Source organism: Kitasatospora sp. NPDC001175, assembly GCF_053598215.1.
This window is the reverse complement of record NZ_JBSFJU010000015.1, coordinates 118,008-138,168: the sequence shown is the minus strand read 5'-3', so window position 1 is coordinate 138,168 and position 20,161 is coordinate 118,008. Positions and strand designations below refer to the sequence as shown.

Genomic DNA, 20,161 nt, shown 5'->3' with positions numbered 1-20,161 from the left:
CCTCACCAGCCCGAGGCGGTGTAGACCACGGACCGCACCGACTCCTCGCCCCAGGCGAGTTCACGCAGCAGGGCCCGGGTGCCGGCCTCCGGGTCGATCAGCCTGACGCCGCGCCGGGCGTAGTCCTCGGCCAGTTCGGGCGAGACCATCCCGCCGTGCGGGCCGGACGGCGCCCAGGGCCCCCAGTGCACGGTCAGCGCCCGCAGGCCGGTACGGTTCGCCCAGCGCGCGCCGAGCTCCTCCAGCGCGTCGTTGGCCGCCGCGTAGTCCGCCTGTCCGCGGTTGCCCAGGGCGGCGGCGATGCTGCCGAACAGGACGGTGAACCGCGGACGGGCAGGCAGGTCGGCCAGCGCCTCCAGCAGCGCCCGGGCGCCGTCGGCCTTGGTGGCGAAGACCCGGCGGAAGGACTCGGGGTCCTTCTCGGCGAGGACCTTGTCCTCGATCACTCCGGCCGCGAACACCACACCGTCCAGCCGGCCGTACTCGGTGTAGGTCTCCTTGACCGCCTGGCGCAGTGCGGCCGGATCGGCCGCGTCCACCGGGCGGTACCGGGCCTGGGCGCCGAGCGCGGACAACTCCGCGAGGGTGGCGGTGACTTCACGTGCGGCGAGCAGGCCGGCGGCGGTGCGGTCGATCTGCGCCAGCGGAACGCCCTGCCGGGCCAGCGCGGCGCGCAGCGCCGTCCGGTCCGGGGCGGCGGCCGTCGCCGGGTCCTCCGGGCCCTCGGGCGCCGCGGTGCGGCCGATCAGCTCCAGGCGGCAGCGGGCGGCGGAGGCGAGCGTCGCCGCGAACCGCGCGGTGATGCCCCGTGCGCCGCCGACCAGCAGTACCACCGCGTCCCGGTCGAGCCCGAGCGCCGCCGCCTCCGCCGCGCCCTCCCCGGCCGGGCCGGCGCCGGTGCTGCCCAGCACGCCGAGGCCGGACTCGGTCAGGGCCGGAGCCGCCCGGCCGGCCGTGCGCAGCACCACGGGCTCGTGGTCGTCCGCCCGCAGCTCGGCGAGCAGCAGGTCCGCGGCCTCCTCGGCGGACCGGCCCTCGCCGAGCTCCACCAGTCGGGTGACGCACCGCGGGTACTCGCGGGCCAGGGTGCGGAAGAGCCCGCGCAACCCGGTGGCCCGGGAGGTGTCCGCCTCGGGCGAGGTCCGGGCGGCGAGCAGCCGGCCCGGGGCGGTGGCCAGCGCGGCCTGCAGCACGGGCACCAGTTCGGGCAGCACCGGTGCGCCGCGATGGGAGAGCGGGTCGAGTAGCAGGACTCCGTCCAACGGCCCGTCAGCGTCGGATAGTTCGTGTCCGGCGTCGAAGGTCAGCGGCTCGGCCCCGGCCGAGAGGAGCCGGGCCGCCAGGGCGTCGCGGACCCCGGTGCCGTCCTCGCCGAGCAGGGCGAAGCGGCGGCCGGCCAGTGTGCCGGGTGCCTCGTCGGGCTGGGGCAGCGGGCTGGTGGTGAAGAGCAGCCGGACCGGTTCGTGGCCCAGGACGACGGCGGGCGGCGGGTCCTCGGCCGGCGGCGCCTCGGCCGGTGGTTCCCCGGCCGGCACCGGTGCGGGGCCGGCGAGCCGGGTGGTGAGCCACTCGGTGATGGCGGAGGCGGTACGGGCCCGGGAGAGCTCCTCCAGCTCGTCGTCGGTGAGGCCGGCGAGGTCGCCGTCCGCTCCGGTGAGATGGCGGGCCAGCCGGCCGATGATCTCGGTGCGCTTGATGGAGTCGATCGAGAGGTCGGCCTCCAGGTCGAGGTCGGGTTCGATCATGTCGGCCGGATAGCCGGTGCGTTCGCTGATCACGGCCACCACGGCGGCCATCAGGTCCACCGGTTCCCGCCCGGCCGGCTCGGGGGCCGCCGGGGGCTGCGCGACGGTGCTCGCGGGCTCGGGCTGCGCGGGCGCGGCCAGCGCCGCCGGCACTGCGTACGCCGGTGTGGCCCGGACCGGCTGCGCGCGTACGGACGGCTCGGCGCCGGGCCCGCCGAAGTAGCTGAGCAGTACGTCCCGCTGGGCCGCGATCAGCTCGCGGCTGCTGCGCAGGAAGTCGGCGACGAGCGCGTCTGCGCCGTTGGGCTGCGGTACCTGCGTGGTCACCAGGGTCTCCGGTACGAGTCGGGCCGGTGCGAGCGCACCGGGCAGCAGTTCTCCGGCAGCGGTCCGCACCAGCTGCCCGTCCACCGTCCAGCCGGGCCGGCGTGGCGCCCGCGCCCGGCTCGCGTCCACCGCGTCCCGGCCGCGCAGCAGCCGGCCGGTCCGCACCGGCACGCCCGCGACGGCCAACTCGGCCAGGGCGTCCAGGAATCCGGACAGTCCGCGGCGGCGGCCCTCGAGAGCGACCGCCCAGTGCGGCCGGTCCCCGAGGACCGACGTCACCAGGCGGGTCAGCACCGACCCCGGCCCGGCCTCGACGAAGACCCGGGCGCCCGCCAGGTACATCGCCTCGATCTGCTCCGCGAACCGCACGGGCGCGCCGATCTGCGCGGCGAGGTGGGCCCGCACCGCGGCCGCGTCCGCCGGGTAGGCGCTCGCCGTGCGGTTCGACCAGACCGGGAACTCGGGGGCCCGTACGGCGCGGCGCACCAGTGCCGCGGCGAACCGCTCGCCCGCACCCGCCACCAGCGGGCTGTGGAAGGCACAGGCCACCGGAAGCCGCTTGGCGCCGTACCCGGCCGCGCGCAACTCCTCGACGGCGGCGACCAGTTCCTCCGTCGGCCCGGAGACGACCGTCTGCCGGGGCGCGTTGCGGTTGGCCGCCACCACCCGGCCGTCCAGCCCCGCCGCCCGCAGTACGTGCTCAACCTCCTCGGCGCTCGCCGTGACCGCGGCCATCGCCCCGGGATCGGCATCCACGCCGATGGCGTCCACGATCGCCCGCGCTCGCTCGGCGCTGAGAGCCGGCAGGTCCTCGGCCGCCAGCGCCCCTGCCGCGCACAGTGCGACCAGTTCGCCGTAGCTGTGGCCGCCGGCCAGCTGCGGGCGCACCCCGGCCAGCCCCAGCAGCTCGCAGGCGGCCAGTCCGGCCATGCCCAGCACCGGCTGCGCGACCACGGTGTCGGTGACGGCCTCGCGCCGCCGATCCCGTGCCTCGGGAGTGAAGGCCGCCGGAGGGTAGAGTATCCGCGCGTAGTCCGGGTGCAAATGGTGCTGCACACCCGGGAAGGCCGCGAAGAGCTCCGCGAACATCCCCGGCCGCTGACTGCCCTGCCCGGGGAAGAGGAACGCCACCGCACCCTCCTCCGGCTCGCCCCGCCCGGCCAGGTGCAGCCCGGCCGCCGGATCGTGCTCGCCGGCCAGCGCGCGGCGCAGCAGCCCGGCCAGCTCCGCCCGGTTCGCGGCGACCACCGCCACCTGCACCGGCCCGTGGGCCGACTCCGCCCGGCGGGCGGCGGCCAGCGCGAGGTCGCGCATCCGCCAGGGCTGCTCCGCCAGTTCGGCCAGGCGGAGCAGTTCGGCCACCCCGCGCAGTGCGCGCTCGCGGTCGGCGCCGCGGAAGGTGAACAGCTCGGCCGGCCACTCCTGCAGGCCGTGCACCGGCGGTGGTCCGGCGTGACCGCTCAGCACCGCATGGAAGTTGGTGCCGCCGAAGCCGAACGCGCTCACCCCGGCGACCCGTTCGGCCGGCGGTGCGGCCCACGGGCTGGCCTCGGTGTGGAAGCCGAACGGCGTCTTGCCCTCCTGCCAGGCGGAGTTGGGCTGCGAGAGGTGCAGGGTGGGCGGCTTGACCCCGGTGTGCAGGGCGAGCGCGGCCTTGATCAGCCCGGCCAGTCCGGCGGCGCACTTGGTGTGGCCGATCTGGGACTTCACCGAACCGAGCGCGCAGCTCTCCGGCGCCGCCCCCGCCTCGGTGAACACCTCGACCAGGGTGGTCAGTTCGGTGCGGTCGCCGACCACCGTGCCGGTGCCGTGCGCCTCCAGCAGCCCGACCTCGGCCGGGCTGACCCCGGCGCCGCGGTACGCGCGTTCCAGCGCCGCCCGCTGGCCCTCCGGACGCGGTGCGGTGAGTCCCAGCGAACGGCCGTCACTGGCGCTGCCGATGCCCTTGACCACGGCGTAGATCCGGTCGCCGTCCCGTTCCGCGTCCGCCAGCCGCTTCAGCACCAGCGCGGCCACGCCCTCGCCGAGCGCGATGCCGTCCGCCGAGGCGTCGAAGGGCCGGGACCGGCCGGTCGGCGAGAGCGCGTGCACCGAGGAGAACAGCAGGAAGTCGTTGATGCCGTTGTGCAGGTCCGCGCCGCCGCACAGGACCAGGTCGGCGGTGCCCTGGACCAGCTCCTTGCAGGCCACGTCCAGCGCGGCCAGCGAGGAGGCGCAGGCCGCGTCCACGGTGAGGTTGGCGCCGCCGAGGTCCAGCCGGTTGGCGATCCGGCCCGAGATGACGTTGGCCAGCATGCCGGGGAAGGAGTCCTCGGTGAGCGTGGGCAGTTGCCCGGCCAGCGCCTCGGGCACCGTGCCGAGGTAGGACGGCAGCACCGCCGCGAGCACCCCGGCGTTGGACAGGTCGCTGCCCGCCTCCGCACCGAACACCACGCCCGTCCGGGACCGGTCGAAGGGCCGGCCGCCCTCGCCCGCGTCGTACCCGGCGTCCGTCAGAGCCCGGCGCGCCGCCTCCAGCGCCAGCAACTGCACCGGCTCGATGCTGCCGAGCGCGGACGGCGGGATGCCGTAGCTCAGCGGGTCGAAGGGGATCGGCGGCAGGAACCCGCCCCACTTGGACGGCGTGGTGCCGGGCGCGCCGTCCGGCGAGTGGTACAGCGCCGGGTCCCAGCGCTCGACGGAAACCTCGGTGACCGAGTCCACCCCGGCCAGGACGTTGGCCCAGAAAGCGGGCAGGTCGGGCGCCTGCGGGAACATTCCGGCCATCCCGATCACCGCGATGTCCAGCGGCTTCGGCTCCGCCGCCGGGCGGGGCCGCGGGTCGAGCCGGTCGCTCAGCTCCTCGGCCCGTTCGGCGAGGAAGGCGGCGGCGCCGGTGCTCACCGCGGTGTGCAGCTCGGCCAGCGTCGTGGTGGCCGAACGCAGTACGGCCACCTGGCCGGCCATGAACATCCCCCGGGCCAGCTGCTCCTGCTCGTCCACCTCGACCAGCGCACCCGCGACCCGGTCCACGCCCTTGCCGGCGATCCGCAGCCGCCCGACGTTCAGCCGCTCCAGCCGCTCCCAGGTCTCCCGGTCCGGCACACCCCGGGCCCGCAGCCGCTCCCGCTCCCGGGCGAACTCGGCGGTGAACGGGCTCGGCACGCACCGGGTGGCGTGTCCGGGCGCGGTCTGCAGCACCTCGGTCCCGTGCGCCGCCAGCACCTGCCGCTGGAACTGCGGTTGCACCGCCCCGCAGCCCACCGCCTCCTCGGTGAACAGGTAGGCCGTGCCCATCAGGACGCCGGCGGCCACCCCGCGCGCGGCCAGCGGCGCGGCCATCGCCGCCACCATGGCCGCCGAACGCTCGTCGTGCACCCCGCCGGCGAACAGCACCTCAAGCCCCGGCCGGGCATCGGGAGCTGCGCCGTCCAGGAACTCCGCCAGCACCGCCAGCTGCGCCTCCCACAGTGGAAAGCTGTGCCGCGGGCCGACGTGGCCGCCGCACTCGGCGCCCTCGAAGACGAACCGGCGCGCGCCGTCCTCCAGGAACTGGCGCAGCAGGCCGGGGGAGGGGACGTGCAGGAAGGTGCGGATGCCCGCCTCCTCCAGCGCCCGGGCCTGGGACGGGCGCCCGCCGGCGATCACCGCGTGGCTGGGCCGTGCCGCCAGCACCTCGGCCAGCTGGGCTCCTCGTACCTCCTCCGGTGCGAAACCCAACACCCCGACACCCCACGGGCGTTCACCGACCGCCTCGGCGGTGCGGGCGAGCAGCTCGCGGGTCTGCTTCGGGCCGGCCAGGGCCAGCGCGACGAACGGCAGCGCACCGGCTCCGGCCACCGCGGCCGCGAAGCCCGGCCGGTCGCTGACCCGGGTCATCGGGCCCTGGGTCACCGGCAGTTCGGTGCCGAGGGTGGCGCTCATCGGCGTGCCCGGTCCGAGTAGCGCCGTCGTGGCACCCGGCGCCGCAAGCCCCCGCAGCCCGTCGAGTATCGCGTCCCGCATGGCGGGCACGGCGCGTCTCGCGGTGCCCCATCTCTCGGCGAAGTCAGTGGCGAGGAAGCCGTCCTGACCGACGGTCAGTTCGAGCTCCGGTTCGGGTGAACCCGGCCGCCGGCGGCGCAGCACGCGGTGCCCGTCGGCCAGGATGGTCTCGGAACCGTCCATGCCGCGCACGGCCGCAGCGGTCTGCTCGCCGACCGATGACTCGGCGAGCAGTGCGAGCTGGCTGTCCAGTACCACGCCGGCCGCACCGCCGGCCACCGCCGCCACCGCGGTGTGGACGCCGATGCCGCCACAGGCCCAGACCGGCAGCCCGACATCGGGCGCGGCCAGTAACTGCTGGAGCAGCACGAAGGTGCTCAACTCGCCGACCCGTCCGCCGCTTTCACTTCCACGGGCGATCAGCCCACAGGCCCCTGCCCGGACGGCCTCGCGAGCCTGCTCCAGGTCGGTCACCTCGACCAGAACCCGGTGGCCGCTGGCTGGCAGTACGGCGGACAGCCACTCGGGAGGCGCGGCGGCCAGCACGACGGTGTGGGGTACGCCGTTGGCGGGGCCCAGCTCCTCGGGTGTGATCCGGCAGTCCCGGCCCACCCGGATGCCGAACGGGCCTGGCGCCCACTCGCGCAGGCGGATGAGCTCCTCCCGGGACCGGCGGTCGCCGGTCCCGAGGTCCAGGACCCCCGACCCGCCCGCGCGGCACACCGCCGCGGCGAGCTGGGCGTCCGGTTCTTGGAAGGGGGTGATCCCGATGATGAGATCGGCAAGCTGCGAGGTGGGCCGCATGGACTCTCCGGTGGGGGGTCGCGGAGCAACAGAGGACGTGCGAGGACGATCCGTACTCCGGACGGGGCGCTCCGGAGCTGCTGAGCTGCGGACTGCTGCGAAGTGCTTCGAAGTGTTGCGAAGTGCTGAGCTGCGGGACGGTTCCCGAGGATGCAGGGGCATGCCGATGCGTACTTGCGGCGTTCCTGCTCACTGGCGACGATAGCCGGTGTCACTGCGTGCCAGGTTAAGCTCACGTTTCGCGTTCATGCCAATGTAGCGCACACCAGGTTGCCTCCGTCACCCCTTCAACCGCACCGCAAGGAACATGACGCCGAGTCAGGTATTCGGAGCGCGCGTGCCCTCCCAAGGGCGGCCGGCGCGACCGCACGGCAAACGGTCCGCCTCCTCGAGGACCACTCGCTCGCCGAGGCCGGCCTCAACGCGACCGGCAGCCTCCTGGTGGGCCTGGCCGCCGCAGCCGGCGGCCACGCGCTGCTGAGCCGGTGACCGGGGTGCCTCCCGCACGGGGCGACACCCCGATCGCAGTCGTCGGATGACCGGGCGACCTGGTTTCAGTACGGTGTTTCTGCTGCTCAGAGGTCCGCTTCCGGGCGTCTCCCAGCACCTGAGGGCGCTGTCCGGCGCGACCAGGTGCATACTTGCTCGTCAAACATCGGACCAGTGGAAGGCACTGACGTGGCTGTCACCGACGAGGCCATCGAGAAGATCAAAGCGATGATCCTCTCGGGTGCCCTCAAGCCGGGGGATCGGCTGCCCAAGGAGCCCGATCTGGCGGCGGAGCTGGGGCTCTCGCGGAACTCGCTGCGCGAGGCGGTGAAGGCGCTGTCGCTGCTGAACGTGCTCGACGTGCGGCAGGGCGACGGTACCTACGTGAGCAGCCTGGAGCCCCCGCATCTGCTGGAGGCACTCACCTTCATCCTGGACCTGCACCGGGACGAGTCCGTGCTGGAGCTGTTCCAGGTGCGGGCCATCCTGGAGCCGGCCGCCGCCGCGCTGGCCGCCCAGCGGATGACCGACGAGCAGCTCGCCGAGCTGCGCGAGATCCTCGACCGGCTCGGTGAGAACCCGACGGTGGAGGCCCTGGTCGCCAACGACCTGGAGTTCCACGGCCGGATCGCGGCGGCGGTGGGCAACAGCGTCCTGTGCTCGCTCATCGACTCCCTCTCCAGCCGGACGGCCCGCGCCAGGATGTGGCGCGGGCTGACCCAGGAGGACGCCGTCCAGCGGACCATCGCCGAGCACCGGGCGATCGTCGAGGCACTGGCCGCCCGTGACGTGGAGACCACCCGTGCCCTGGCGACGGTGCACATCACCGGTGTCGCGGAGTGGCTCCGCCGGGCGCTCTGACGGGCGAGCCCTGACGCGTGCCGCGACGGGCGAGCTTGGCTTCTGCCCGGCGCCGTGACCGGCGGTCACAGCGCCAGGCGGTACACGCGAGCCGCGTTCCCCCGGAACACGGCATCCTTGTCCGCCGGGCTCAATGTGTCGGTGAGCCGGTCGGCGACCTCCACGATCGCACCGTAGGCGGCCTCCAGCGTCGACACCGGCCAGTCGGAACCGAACAGCACGCGCTGCGGGCCGAAGGCGTCCAGGACCGTGTCGGCGTAGGGCTGGAGGTCCGCGACCTCCCAGGCACCCGGCGTCGCCTCGGTGACCAGGCCGGAGAGCTTGCACACGGTGTTGGGCAGCTCGGCGAGCCGGCGGACGTCGGCCGCCCACGGGCCGAGCGCCCCGGAGGCGATCGGCGGCTTGCCGAGATGGTCGAGTACGAAGGTCAGCCCGGTGAGCCTGGCGGCCACGGCGACGGCTGCGGGCAACTGGTGCGGCCTGACCACCAGGTCGTAGGCCAGGCCGGCGTCGGCGACGGCGGTCAGACCACGCTGCACGTCCTCGCGAAGCAGCCAGTCGGGGTCGGGCTCCTGCTGGACCTGGTGCCGGATGCCCACCAGCCGGTCGCCGCCCGGCCCCTCGCGCAGCACGGCGAGGGCGTCGGTTGTGCCGGGGTCGGTCAGGTCGGTCCAGCCGACCACACCGGCGACCAGCCGGTTGCCGGCCGCGAGGGCCAGCAGCTCCGGGGTCTCCTCGGGGACACAGACGGTCTGCACCACCACGGTGGCCGTCACCCCGGCCGCGCGGGCCTCAGGCGTCAGATCCTCGGCGGAGAAGGAACGGTTGAGCGGCGCGAGCGCCTCTCCGGTGATCCAGCTCTGCGGCCGGACCGCCAGGTCCCAGACGTGGTGGTGGGCGTCGATGATCCCGCGGCCGGTCACAGCTCCCACACCCTGGGAAGACCGGCGCAGGCGCCGTCGGCGGAGTAGTCGTGGACGACCTCCAGCAGCTCCGCCATCCGGGCCTGCCAGGCGATGTTGACCGGGAGCTGCTCCAGTTCGGCGAGCAGCCGGGCGTAGTCCTCGCACTCCAGCAGGTGGAAGAGCTCGACGCCGCTGCGCCAGATGGTCCAGGAGGACACGCCGGCCGACCGGATGGCGTCGGTCAGCTCGGTGGGGACCTCGCGGTGGGCGGCCTCGTACTCGGTGATCCGGTCGGCGCGGACGCGGGTGTGCAGGGCGACTCTCACGGCTCCTCCGTGGTGACGATGATGATGTCCAGGGTGCGCGGGCCGTGCACGCCCTCGACGCGGTCGAGTTCGATGTCGCTGGTGGCGGACGGTAGACGAAGGTCAGCGGTCGCGCCGGATCCAGCCGGGAGAGCGCCTCGGGGACGTCGTCGCAGATCTGCTCCGCGCGGATGACGCACAGGTGGTAGTCGGGGGACGGGGTAGGGGCGCGCCTGCCCTGACCGGGCCCGGCGTCCAGGACGACGGTGCCGGTGACGGCGATACCGACCGCGGCGGGGGTGAGCGCGCCGTTGAAGCGGACGACCAGCGGTACGGCGTCCGGACGCTAGCCGGTGTCGAAGTGCACCTGGCCGCAGCAGGTCTGCTCCGGTGGGAACTCCACGGTGTGGCCGAGCCGTTCCAGCAGGCTGACGACAGCTCGGCCGGTGCCGGGGAAGAAGGTGTCGTTGAAACGGGTGATGAAGAGCGCTACACGCATGGGGGCCGGCTTCCCTTCGGGAGGGGCAGGTGGTCGGGCAGCAGACCGGTGGCCACCAGCCGCTGCCAGAGCGCATCCGGGATGTCCAGATCCAGCAGTCGGGCGGCGTCGGTGATCTCCTCGGCCGAGCGGGCTCCGATCAGCGCGCTCGCGACGGCCTGCGGGGCCAGCGCGAAACGGACCGCGGCAGCCCGCAGCGGCACGCCGTACTGCTCGCAGACGGCCTGCATCCGCAGCGCCCGCTGGAGCAGTTCCGGCGGGGCGGCGGCGTAGTCGAAGGTGGCTCCGGGCTTGGGATCGGCCAGCACACCGGAGTTGAAGACGCCGCCGACGATGACACGGACGCCGCGCCGGGCGGCTTCCGGCAGCAGCTCGGCCATCGCGCCCTGGTCGAGCAGGGTGTACCGCCCGGCCAGCAGTACGGCGTCGACGTCCGTGTCGCGCACGAAGCGGGTCAGCATCCGGGCATGGTTCATCCCGACGCCGATCGCACCCACCACGCCTTCGGCGCGCAGCCGTTCCAGGGCCGGGTAGGCCTGGCCGATGGCCTCGGCGAAGTGGTCGTCGGGGTCGTGCAGATGGACGATGTCCACCCGGTCCAGTCCCAGCCGCTCCAGGCTGGCCTCCAGGCTGCGCCGGACGCCGTCGGGGGTGAAGTCCCACACCCGGCGGTGGGTCGCGGGCACGGCGAAGCCGTTGGCGAGGTCGTCGCCGGCCGGGTCGGGGAGGGGTTCGAGCAGCCTGCCGACCTTGGTGGCGACGGTGTACTCCGCGCGCGGGCGGCCGCGGAGGGCGGCGCCCAGGCGGCGCTCGGAGAGGCCGAGACCGTAGTGGGGAGCGGTGTCGAAGGAGCGGATGCCGGCCGCCCAGGCGGCGTCCACCGCCCGGGCGGCGGCCTCGTCCGTCACCGGGGTGAAGAGGTTGCCGATCCCGGCCGCGCCGAAGGACAGCCGGGTGACGGCCGGGGTGCTGCGGCCGAGCCTGACTCGGTGCACGGCGGCGCTCCTCACCGGGCGGCCGGTCGCAGCCGCAGGCCGGCCATGCCGCCGTCCACCGCGAGTGCGGTGCCGGTGACCGAGGACGCGGTGGGCGAGGCCAGGTAGGCGATGGCGGCGGCCACCTCCTCGGCGGTGACCAGGCGGCCGTGCGGCTGGCGGGCTTCGAGCGCGGCGCGTTCGGCCCGCGGGTCGTCCGCGGCGTCGAGCAGGCGGCCGATCCAGGGGGTGTCCACCGTACCGGGGTTGACGCAGTTGACCCGGATGCCCTCGCCGATGTGGTCGGCCGCCATGGCGAGGGTCAGGGACAGCACGGCGCCCTTGCTCGCCGAGTACAGTGCGCGCTGCGGCAGGCCGGCGGTGGCGGCGATCGAGCAGGTGTTGACCACCGAGGCGTGGGCCGATCGCCGCAGGTGCGGCAGGGCGGCGCGGGTGGTCCGGACGATGCCGAGCACATTGACGTCCAGGACGCGGTGCCACTGGTCGTCGGGGTTGTCCTCGACCGTTCCGGCGGCGCCGATACCGGCGTTGTTGACCAGGATGTCGAGGCCGCCCAGGTCCGCTGCCGCCCGCTCGACGGCCGTGCGGACCGAGGTGTCGTCGCTGACGTCGGCGAAGTAGCCGGCCAGCGGCTCGTTCACGGCCTTCGGGTCGAGGTCGAGCACGGCGACCCGGGCACCGCGCCCGGCGAGCAGTCGCGCGGTGGCCAGGCCGATGCCGGAGGCCCCGCCGGTGACCAGTGCGGCAAGCCCGTCGAGTTCGCATTTCATGCCGGAACCTCCGTGTTCTGCTGCTGTGCCAGGTCCGCTACCCAGAAGTCTCCCTGCGGATAGCGGTAGGTGTCGATCGAGGCTCGGTGCATGGCCGCGGAGAACCCCGGTGCGGTGGGGGCCCGGTAGTGGCCGTCGTCGATCACCACCGGGTCCACGAAGTGCTGGTGGAGGTGGTCGACGAACTCGATGACACGGTCCTCGGTGGTGCCGGAGAGCGCCACGTAGTCGAACATCGAGAGGTGCTGGACGAGTTCGCACAGTCCCACGCCGCCCGCGTGGGGGCAGACCGGGACGCCGTACTTGGCCGCGAGCAGCAGGATGGCGAGGTTCTCGTTCACACCGCCGACCCGCGCCGCGTCCAGTTGCAGCACGTCGATGGCGCCGGCCTGCAGCAACTGCTTGAAGATGATGCGGTTCTGCACGTGCTCGCCGGTGGCCACCCGGATCGGGGCGACCCGCTCGCGGACGGTCGCATGGCCCAGCACGTCGTCCGGGCTGGTGGGTTCCTCGATCCAGTAGGGGTCGAACTCCGCCAGGGCGTTGGTCCAGCTGATCGCCTCGGCCACGTTCCAGCGCTGGTTGGCGTCGATCGCCATCCGGATGTCAGGACCGATGGCGGCGCGGGCGACCCGGCAGCGGCGGATGTCGTCCGCCAGGTCGGCGCCGACCTTCAGCTTGATCTGCCGGAAGCCGTCCGCGACCGCCTCGTGGGCGAGCCGGGTGAGCTTCTCGTCGGAGTAGCCGAGCCAGCCAGGCGACGTGGTGTAGGCCGGGTATCCGCGCCGCAGCAGCTCGGCCGCCCGGTCGGCGGAGCCCTCCTTGCCACGCCGCAGCAGGTGGAGGGCCTCGTCCGGGCTGAGCGCGTCGGCGATGTAGCGGAAGTCGACTTGGGAGAGCAGCCATTCGGGTTCGGCGTCGGCGAGCAGTCGCCACAGCGGCTTGCCCTCGCGCTTGGCCGCGAGATCCCACACCGCGTTGACCACGGCGCCGATCGCCATGTGCATCACGCCCTTCTCCGGGCCGAGCCAGCGCAGTTGGCTGTCACCGACCAGATCGCGGTGCAGCGAGGCCGGATCCGCGCAGACCTCGGCGACCGAGCGCCCGACGACGTGCTCGCGCAGTGCCTGGATGGCGGCCACCTGGACGTCGTTGCCGCGGCCGATGGTGAAGGTGAAGCCGTGGCCCTCCGGGCCGTCGGCCGACGTACGCAGTACCAGGTAGGCGGCGGAGTAGTCGGGATCGGGGTTCATCGCGTCGGAGCCGTCCAGCTGACGCGAGGTGGGGAAGCGGATGTCGTAAGTGTCCACTGCGACGATCCGCGTGGTGTCTGTGGCCAACTCGGTTCCTCTCACGCGTTGCTGAGGATCTGTCGCTGCGCGCCGAGGCGGTCGATCGACAACTCGACGGTGTCGCCCGCGCGCAGGTAGGGGGTGTCCACAAGCCCCAGGGCCACCCCGGCCGGAGTGCCCGTGTTGATGACGTCGCCCGGGTTCAGCACCATGTACCGGCTCAGGTAGTGGATCAGGAAAGCCACCTCGAAGACCATGTTCTTGGTGTTGCCGTCCTGGCGCCGCACTCCGTTGACGTCCAGCCGCAGGCCGAGCGCCTGGGGGTCACCGACCTCATCCGGCGTCACCAGCCACGGGCCGAGCGGGTTGAAGGTCTCGCAGGACTTGCCGAGGTCCCACTGGCCCGAGTACTCCAGCTGGAACTCGCGCTCCGAGACGTCGTTGCTGATCGCGTAGCCCGCGATGCACTCCGCCGCCCCGGCCGGATCCGTCAGGTAGCGGGCGGTGCGGCCGATGACGACGGCAAGTTCGACCTCCCAGTCGGTCTTCACCGAGCCGCGGGGGATCAGCACGCCGTCGTCGGGGCCGACCACCGTGGACGGGTCCTTCATGAAGACCACCGGACGCTCGGGGACGGGCGCGCCCGTCTCCTCGGCGTGGTCGCGGTAGTTGAGGCCGATGCAGACCACCTTGCCGGGACGGGCGATCGGGGCCCCGATCCGTCGGCCCCCGGGCTCGATCGCGGGCAGCCAGCCCTCGGCGAGGGCCCGGCGCACCCGTGTGACGCCGCCGCCGGCGAGAAAGGCCCCGTCGATGTCGTCAGTGACGGTCGAGAGGGCGAAGGTCCGGCCGTCCTCGTCCTGGACGGCCGGCACCTCCTCGCCCGGGGCACCGATGCGCAGCAGCTTCATGGTCAGGCCTCTCGGTCGGGAGGGAGCGGAACTCCGCGTCATACATCGGATGACTTGAAGGTGGCTTGAACCATATGAGTGGGTAGGTCCGAGCGCAACAAGTCCTCCGACGATTCCTGGGCGCACGTCGAAGTCGGATCGGGAAGGTGTGCTTCAGTGCTGAACGCCTGGAGACTAGCGGAGAGTTGGATAGTCGCGAAATCCAAATGTCACGGTTTGGAATCGTCCGAGGTCTGTACTTGTCGAGCGATCGTCAGGACTCGTAGTCTCCTCGTGCCCGCACCCATCCGACGATTCTCGAAGAGTCGGAGAGGCTGGGACTCGCGGTCCGGGCTCCCCTGACCCGGACCGCCGAGCAGGTGCCGGCCTACCCGGGACGAGGGCCCCCGGAGGCGGCCGGCACCTGCGTGCCCTCCGGCGGGTGGGGCCGAGTGCCCCTTTCCACCGTGCCGAACGCTTCTCTTCTCGCCCCCGTCGGCGTCTCGGCCACACCCAAGGAGACCTCACGATGAAGCTTCGCACCTCCCAGACCGTGGCAGCGGCCGTCTCGGTGCTCCTGCTGGCGGCATCCGCCACCGCCTGCAACCGCGGGTCGTCGTCCGACGCCGCCTCAGGTGGCAAGCCGGCCATCGGCATCGATCTCCCGCGCGCGGACTCCGACTTCTGGAACTCCTACGCCCAGTACGTGAAGCAGGGCGCCGCCGCACAGGGCCTCAACACCCTTCCGGTCAGCAACTCGCAGAACGACGTGACCAAGCTGGTCGCCAACGTCCAGGTCTTCGAGAACACCGGTGCCAAGGCCGTGGTCATGGCCCCCCAGGACACCGGCGCCATCGCCTCCACCCTGGACACCCTCGCGGCGAAGAAGATCCCGGTGATCAGCGTCGACACCCGCCCCGACACCGGCAAGGTCTACATGGTGGTCCGCGCGGACAACAAGGCGTACGGCACCAAGGCGTGCGAGTTCCTGGGCAAGCAGCTCGGCGGCAAGGGGAAGGTCGCCGAACTCCAGGGCGCGCTCGACTCGATCAACGGCCGCGACCGCTCCGAGGCCTTCGCCGCCTGCATGAAGAGCGAGTTCCCCGGCATCCAGGTGATCGAGCTCGCGACCGACTGGAAGGGCGACGTGGCCTCGGCCAAGCTGCAGAGCACGCTCGCCGCCAACCCGGACCTGAACGGCGTCTACATGCAGGCCGGCGGTGTCTTCCTGCAGCCCACGCTCGCCCTCCTCCAGCAGAAGGGCCTGCTCAAGCCGGCAGGGGAGAGCGGCCACATCGCCATCGTCTCCAACGACGGCATCCCGCAGGAGTACGACGCGATCCGCAAGGGCGACATCGACGCCACCGTCTCCCAGCCCGCCGACCTGTACGCCAAGTACGCGCTCTCCTACGCGCAGGCCGCCACCGAGGGCAAGACGTTCCAGGCCGGCCCCACCGACCACGACTCGACCATCATCTCCCTGCCCAACGGCCTCGAGGACCAGCTCCCGGCGCCCCTGGTCACCAAGGACAACGTCGACGACAAGGCCCTGTGGGGCAACAACCTCGGCAAGTGACCCAGGACCACCGGTGAACGGCGGATCCGTCCGGCCGCTGCCCACGCGGCCCGCACCGCCGCCCGCCGAATCACCCAGCGGAAAGGACCCCGCCATGGCGGACCCAAGTCCTCCCAAGAGCCCTGTCGTCGAGGCCGATGGAATCAGCAAGCGCTTCGGCGCCACCATCGCGCTGAGCGACGCCCGCATCGCGGTCGCCCCCGGCGAGTCGCACGCCCTGGTCGGCCGCAACGGTGCGGGCAAGTCCACCCTCGTCTCCATCCTCACCGGCCTGCAGACCGCCGACACCGGCACCCTGCGCTTCGACGGCGAACCGGCCCCCGCCCACGGCGACACCGATGCCTGGCGTGCCAAAGTCGCCTGCGTCTACCAGCGTTCCACGATCATCCCCGCGCTGACCGTCGCCGAGAACCTCTTCCTCGACCGCCAGAGCAGCGGCGGCCTCCGCCCCATCAGCTGGCGGCGGCTGCGCCGCAGCGCCACCGAACTGCTCACCGAGTACGGCGTCGAGGTCGACCCGACGGCGCGCGCCGAGGATCTGACGGTCGAACAGCGGCAGTTCGTCGAGATCGCCCGGGCGCTGTCCTTCGGCGCCCGGTTCATCATCCTGGACGAGCCCACCGCGAAACTCGACGCCCGGGGCATCGAGCGGCTGTTCACCAAGCTCCGGGAGCTCCAGGACCAAGGCGTCGCCTTCCTGTTCATCTCGCACCACCTCAAGGAGATCTACGATCTCTGCAGCACGATCACCGTCTACCGCGACGCCCGGCACATCGTCACCGCGCCGGTCGCCGAACTCGACCAGCACGCCCTGGTCGAGGCGATGACCGGCGAGCGGACCCGCACGTCCGCGGCCGACCGGGACGTCACCGAACCGGTGTCCACTGACGCACCGGCGCTGCTGGAGATCGAGAACCTGACCCTGCCCGGCTTCTACCAGGACGTCGAGCTGACCGCCCGGGCCGGTGAGGTCGTCGGCCTCGCCGGGGCCGCGGCCAGCGGCAACGTCCAACTCGGTGAGACCGTCGCCGGCCTGCACCGCCCGCACGGCGGCCGGATCACCGTGGCCGGCCGGCCCGTCCGCACCGGCAAGGTCCCCGCGGCGCTCGCCGCCGGCGTCGGCTTCGTGCCCGAGGACCGGCACGTCCAGGGCCTGGTCCCGCAGCGCAGCGTCGCCGAGAACGCCACGCTCACCGTCACCGACCAGCTCGGCCCGTGCGGCACGGTGCTGCCCTCACGCACCCGGGCCTTCGCCCAGCGCATGATCGCCGACCTCGACATCAAGACCCCCGGGCCGGCCACCCCGGTGTCGGCGCTGTCCGGCGGCAACCAGCAGAAGGTGGTCATCGCCCGCGCCCTGGCGACCCGACCGCACGTCCTGGTCGCCATCCGACCCACCAACGGCGTCGACATCAAGTCCAAGGAATCCCTGCTCGGCACCGTCCGCCAGGTCGCCGACGAAGGGAACACGGCCCTGATCGTCTCCGACGAACTCGACGACCTGCGGGTCTGTGACCGCGTCGTGGCCATGTTCCACGGCCGGGTCGTAGCGGAGCTCGACCGCGGCTGGAGTGACGAACAGTTGGTCGCCGCGATGGAAGGCGTGGCCGACCTACCCGACACGAAGGAAGGCCATGGCCACCACTGACTTCACCGAGCACAGCGCCGTCACCGCGGGGCCGGACGGCCGCCGGTTCGACCTCGCCCGCTACCGCGACCTGTCCCTGCTGCCGGTCCTCGTGGTGCTCGGCATCATCGGCTTCGCCGTCTCCCCGGCCTTCCTCACCGCCGACAACCTCCTGGGCGTCGGCCAGCAGGCCACCGAGCTCAGCCTGCTGGTCCTCGCCGAGGCGATGATCCTGATCACCGGCCGGATGGACCTCTCCCTGGAGTCCACCATCGGCGTGGCGCCGGTCATCGCGGTCTGGCTCGTACTGCCGGATCACGGCGCCCGGTTCAACGGACTCGGGCTCTTCCCCGGATGGGCCGCCATCCCGCTCTGTCTGTTCGTCGGGGCCCTGATCGGCGCCGTCAACGGCTTCCTGATCCTCGAACTACGCCTCAACGGCTTCATCGTCACCCTCGGCGGGCTCACCCTGCTGCGAGGTCTTCAGGTCGCCGTCTCCCAGGGGCAGTCGATCGTCAACGTCCCCGGCTCGTTCCGGTACCTGGGCAGCGCCTCCTGGCTGGGCGCTCCCGCGGCCATCTGGATCTGCGCCGTGCTCTTCCTGCTCGCAGGCTCCGCGCTGGCCTGGCTGCGGCACGGCCGGGCACTGTACGCGATCGGCGGCAACGCCGAGGCGGCGCGCGCCGCCGGGATCCGGGTGGACAAGATCACCTGGGTTGTCCTCATCCTCGGCAGCCTGCTCGCGGCCTTCGCCGGCATCCTCTACACCGGGCACTACGGTTCCATCTCCGCCGACCAGGGCAACGGCTGGATCTTCCAGGTCTTCGCCGCCACCGTCATCGGCGGCGTCAGCCTCAACGGGGGGCGCGGCACTCTCTTCGGTGCGCTCACCGGCGTGCTGACCCTTCAGCTGGTGGTCAACGTCATGACCCTGGCCGGTGTGCCGCCGCTGTGGAACCAGTTCCTCAACGGCGTGATCATCATCCTCGCGCTGATCGTCTCCCGGTTCGCCTCCGGTGAGAAGCAGGAGTAGCGCTCTCAGTCGAGGACCGCTGTCCGGATTCCCAGGCCGCGCGGCGCGGCAGCCCGGGGCCCTCACCGCGGGCGGCGCGCCGCCGGCCCGTCCGTGCCCGTCCGTGCCCGTCCGTCGTCCGACCCCGCCGACCAGGAGTTCCAGCCATGAGCGGATATCCAAGCCCCGGTGCCCGGAAAGCGGCCCCGACCGCGGTGACCGATCTGGCGATCGAAAAGATCAAGAAGATGATCGTCTCCGGCACGCTCGCCCCCGGTTCCCGGCTGCCGAACGAGGCCGACTTCGCCGAGCAGCTGGGACTGTCACGCAACTCCCTCCGCGAGGCGGTCCGAGCGCTGACCGCCATGCGTATCCTGGTCCCGAAGCAGGGCGCCGGCACCTACGTCTCCAGTCTGGAGCCACATCTGCTGATGGAAGCGATGGCCTTCGCCGCCGACGTCTCGAACGGCGACAGCGCCCGGCAACTCCTCCAGGTGAGACGGCTGTTGGAACCACAGGCGGTGGCACAGGCGGCCGGCTGCCTGACGCCGGAGCAACTGGCCGTCCTCGAGGGGACCCTTGAGCGCTCGGCGGGGGAGGTCAGCGTCGAGCGTTTCGTCGAGCTGGACATCGAGTTCCACCGCATCATCGTGGACTCCGTCGGCAACCCGGTGCTGTCCACGCTGCTGGGGATCCTGTCCACCCACACCCAGCGGCTGCGCATCGCGCGGGGCACCCACGACGCCCCTGCCCGCGCCCGGGCGCACCGGGAGCACCAGGCCATCCTGAGCGCGCTCGCCGCCCGCGACGCCCAACTGGCCGCCTGCGTGGCGGCCGTGCACATCGCAGCCGTGGAGGAGTGGCTGGACCGCAGCACTGCCACCGTTCCTCCCACGACACCACCTCACTCGTAGCGAAGGGTCAGAACAATGCACTACCGCAAGCCCCGGGCCACGGTCGCCGGTGCGGCAGCCGGAGCAGTCCTGGTCGCCGGGACACTGACCGGCTGTTCGGGCCACTCCTCCGGTGCCGGAGCCCGGGACGCGGGAGCGGCCATCGGTGTCGATCTCCCCCGGGACGACTCCGACTTCTGGAAGTCGTACGCCCAGTACCTGAAGGCGGGCGTCGCCGAACAGGGGTTGGACAGCGTCCAGATCACCGAGTCCCACAATGACGACGCACAACTGAAGTCCAACCTCCAGAAGTTCGAGAAGGACCACGTGAAGGCCGTGGCGATCGCGCCGCAGTCGACGCAGAACACCGAGGCGCTCTTCTTCGACCTCTTCTCCCACCGGATCAACGCGGTCAGCGTCGACACCGAACCCGAGCACGGCGAGGTGTACATGGTGGTCCGGGCGGACAACGTCGCGTACGGCACCAAGGCCTGCGAGTTCCTGGGCAAGCAGCTCGGCGGCAAGGGGAAGGTCGCCGAACTCCAGGGCGCGCTCAGTTCGATCAACGGGTACGAACGGAGCCGAGGCTTCGCCACCTGCATGAAGAAGCAGTTCCCCGGCATCCAGGTGATCGAGCTCGCCACCGACTGGAAGGGCGACGTGGCCTCGGCCAAGCTGCAGAGCACGCTCGCCGCCAACCCGGACCTGAAGGGCGTCTACATGCAGGCCGGCGGTGTCTTCCTGCAGCCGACCCTCACCCTCCTCCAGCAGAAGGGCCTGCTCAAACCGGCCGGGCAGAGCGGCCACATCGCCATCGTCTCCAACGACGGCATCCCGCAGGAGCTCGACGCGATCCGCAGGGGCGACATCGACGCCACCGTCTCCCAGCCCGCCGACCTGTACGCCAAGTACGCCCTGTACTACGCGCAGGCGGCCGCCGAGAACAAGTCCTTCCACACCGGGCCCACCGACCACGACTCGACCATCATCTCCCTTCCCAACGGCATGGAGGACCGCCTTCCGGCACCCCTGGTCACCAAGGACAACGTCGACGACAAGACGCTGTGGGGAAACCACATCGTCAAGTGACCCGGCGCGTGCGTGGCCGGCTCCGGCCATGACGGGGGACACGCCGGCGGCTCGATGACGCGTAACCTCTGCGGAGGTGCGGCGGTTGTCCCATAGTCCGACCGACTTATGGTCTGAGG

The 20,161-nt window shown here is 72.4% G+C and carries 14 protein-coding genes and 1 pseudogene; 6 read left to right on the top strand and 9 right to left on the bottom strand.

The genetic code is table 11. From position 1 onward, the window contains the following. Positions 1-2: 2 nt before the first annotated feature. A complete protein-coding gene (locus tag ACWDAK_RS14240) occupies positions 3-6,839 on the bottom strand; it encodes an SDR family oxidoreductase (RefSeq protein WP_427393411.1) in 6,837 nt (2,278 codons plus the stop codon). Positions 6,840-7,517: 678 nt separating this feature from the next. On the opposite strand from ACWDAK_RS14240, the gene ACWDAK_RS14235 reads away from it, so the two are divergent. Beyond that, positions 7,518-8,189, top strand: coding sequence for a FadR/GntR family transcriptional regulator (locus ACWDAK_RS14235; RefSeq protein WP_344637605.1), 672 nt, complete (start codon positions 7,518-7,520; stop codon positions 8,187-8,189). 65 nt (positions 8,190-8,254) lie between these two features. Here ACWDAK_RS14235 and ACWDAK_RS14230 read toward each other — a convergent pair whose 3' ends face one another. The 8 genes and pseudogenes from ACWDAK_RS14230 to ACWDAK_RS14195 all read right to left on the bottom strand — a co-directional run bounded on the left by ACWDAK_RS14230 (position 8,255) and on the right by ACWDAK_RS14195 (position 13,866). Then, positions 8,255-9,112 carry an amidohydrolase family protein gene (locus ACWDAK_RS14230; protein ID WP_427393410.1) on the bottom strand — a complete coding sequence of 286 codons (858 nt, stop codon included), beginning with the start codon at positions 9,110-9,112 and terminating at the stop codon, positions 8,255-8,257. Further along, positions 9,109-9,420 carry an L-rhamnose mutarotase gene (locus tag ACWDAK_RS14225; RefSeq protein WP_344637607.1) on the bottom strand — a complete coding sequence of 104 codons (312 nt, stop codon included), beginning with the start codon at positions 9,418-9,420 and terminating at the stop codon, positions 9,109-9,111. Before ACWDAK_RS14225 ends, ACWDAK_RS14230 begins: the two co-directional genes overlap by 4 nt. A 175-nt stretch (positions 9,421-9,595) precedes the next feature. Continuing rightward, positions 9,596-9,658: pseudogene (locus ACWDAK_RS14220) on the bottom strand (lactate utilization protein C); the annotation flags it as partial. A gap of 87 nt (positions 9,659-9,745) precedes the next feature. Beyond that, on the bottom strand, positions 9,746-9,898 hold the full coding sequence (locus ACWDAK_RS14215) for a heterodisulfide reductase-related iron-sulfur binding cluster (protein ID WP_427393409.1): 153 nt from the start codon (positions 9,896-9,898) through the stop codon (positions 9,746-9,748). Then, positions 9,889-10,893: an aldo/keto reductase gene (locus tag ACWDAK_RS14210; protein ID WP_427393408.1), complete on the bottom strand. Its 1,005-nt coding sequence runs from the start codon at positions 10,891-10,893 to the stop codon at positions 9,889-9,891. Before ACWDAK_RS14210 ends, ACWDAK_RS14215 begins: the two co-directional genes overlap by 10 nt. Positions 10,894-10,904: 11 nt before the next feature. Next, positions 10,905-11,663 carry an SDR family NAD(P)-dependent oxidoreductase gene (locus ACWDAK_RS14205; RefSeq protein ID WP_427393407.1) on the bottom strand — a complete coding sequence of 253 codons (759 nt, stop codon included), beginning with the start codon at positions 11,661-11,663 and terminating at the stop codon, positions 10,905-10,907. Beyond that, positions 11,660-13,003, bottom strand: coding sequence for an L-fuconate dehydratase (locus ACWDAK_RS14200; protein WP_427393406.1), 1,344 nt, complete (start codon positions 13,001-13,003; stop codon positions 11,660-11,662). Before ACWDAK_RS14200 ends, ACWDAK_RS14205 begins: the two co-directional genes overlap by 4 nt. Positions 13,004-13,014: 11 nt before the next feature. Next, the gene (locus tag ACWDAK_RS14195; RefSeq protein ID WP_344637611.1) at positions 13,015-13,866 is read right to left on the bottom strand and encodes a fumarylacetoacetate hydrolase family protein; all 852 of its coding nucleotides are present in this window, start codon (positions 13,864-13,866) and stop codon (positions 13,015-13,017) included. A 508-nt stretch (positions 13,867-14,374) separates the two neighbouring features. Here ACWDAK_RS14195 and ACWDAK_RS14190 point away from each other — a divergent pair. The 5 genes from ACWDAK_RS14190 to ACWDAK_RS14170 all read left to right on the top strand — a co-directional run bounded on the left by ACWDAK_RS14190 (position 14,375) and on the right by ACWDAK_RS14170 (position 20,042). Next, positions 14,375-15,421, top strand: a complete 1,047-nt coding sequence (locus ACWDAK_RS14190; protein ID WP_344637612.1) for a sugar ABC transporter substrate-binding protein — start codon at positions 14,375-14,377, stop codon at positions 15,419-15,421. Between the two features lie 94 nt (positions 15,422-15,515). Continuing rightward, complete coding sequence (locus tag ACWDAK_RS14185) at positions 15,516-17,069, top strand: sugar ABC transporter ATP-binding protein (RefSeq protein ID WP_344637613.1); 1,554 nt, start codon at positions 15,516-15,518, stop codon at positions 17,067-17,069. Further along, a complete protein-coding gene (locus ACWDAK_RS14180) occupies positions 17,056-18,081 on the top strand; it encodes an ABC transporter permease (protein ID WP_427393405.1) in 1,026 nt (341 codons plus the stop codon). Before ACWDAK_RS14185 ends, ACWDAK_RS14180 begins: the two co-directional genes overlap by 14 nt. 146 nt (positions 18,082-18,227) lie before the next feature. Further along, positions 18,228-18,974, top strand: coding sequence for a FadR/GntR family transcriptional regulator (locus ACWDAK_RS14175; RefSeq protein WP_344637615.1), 747 nt, complete (start codon positions 18,228-18,230; stop codon positions 18,972-18,974). A 15-nt stretch (positions 18,975-18,989) separates the two neighbouring features. After that, positions 18,990-20,042, top strand: a complete 1,053-nt coding sequence (locus ACWDAK_RS14170) for a sugar ABC transporter substrate-binding protein (protein ID WP_344637616.1) — start codon at positions 18,990-18,992, stop codon at positions 20,040-20,042. The last annotated feature ends 119 nt before the right edge of the window (positions 20,043-20,161 follow it).

Coding starts and splice junctions, on each gene's coding strand:
- ACWDAK_RS14215 (WP_427393409.1), bottom strand. CDS start 9,898: ATGCGTGTAGCGCTCTTCATCACCCGTTTCAACGACACCTTCTTCCCC.
- ACWDAK_RS14170 (WP_344637616.1), top strand. CDS start 18,990: ATGCACTACCGCAAGCCCCGGGCCACGGTCGCCGGTGCGGCAGCCGGA.
- ACWDAK_RS14240 (WP_427393411.1), bottom strand. CDS start 6,839: ATGCGGCCCACCTCGCAGCTTGCCGATCTCATCATCGGGATCACCCCC.
- ACWDAK_RS14185 (WP_344637613.1), top strand. CDS start 15,516: ATGGCGGACCCAAGTCCTCCCAAGAGCCCTGTCGTCGAGGCCGATGGA.
- ACWDAK_RS14175 (WP_344637615.1), top strand. CDS start 18,228: ATGAGCGGATATCCAAGCCCCGGTGCCCGGAAAGCGGCCCCGACCGCG.
- ACWDAK_RS14190 (WP_344637612.1), top strand. CDS start 14,375: ATGAAGCTTCGCACCTCCCAGACCGTGGCAGCGGCCGTCTCGGTGCTC.
- ACWDAK_RS14180 (WP_427393405.1), top strand. CDS start 17,056: ATGGCCACCACTGACTTCACCGAGCACAGCGCCGTCACCGCGGGGCCG.
- ACWDAK_RS14195 (WP_344637611.1), bottom strand. CDS start 13,866: ATGAAGCTGCTGCGCATCGGTGCCCCGGGCGAGGAGGTGCCGGCCGTC.
- ACWDAK_RS14205 (WP_427393407.1), bottom strand. CDS start 11,663: ATGAAATGCGAACTCGACGGGCTTGCCGCACTGGTCACCGGCGGGGCC.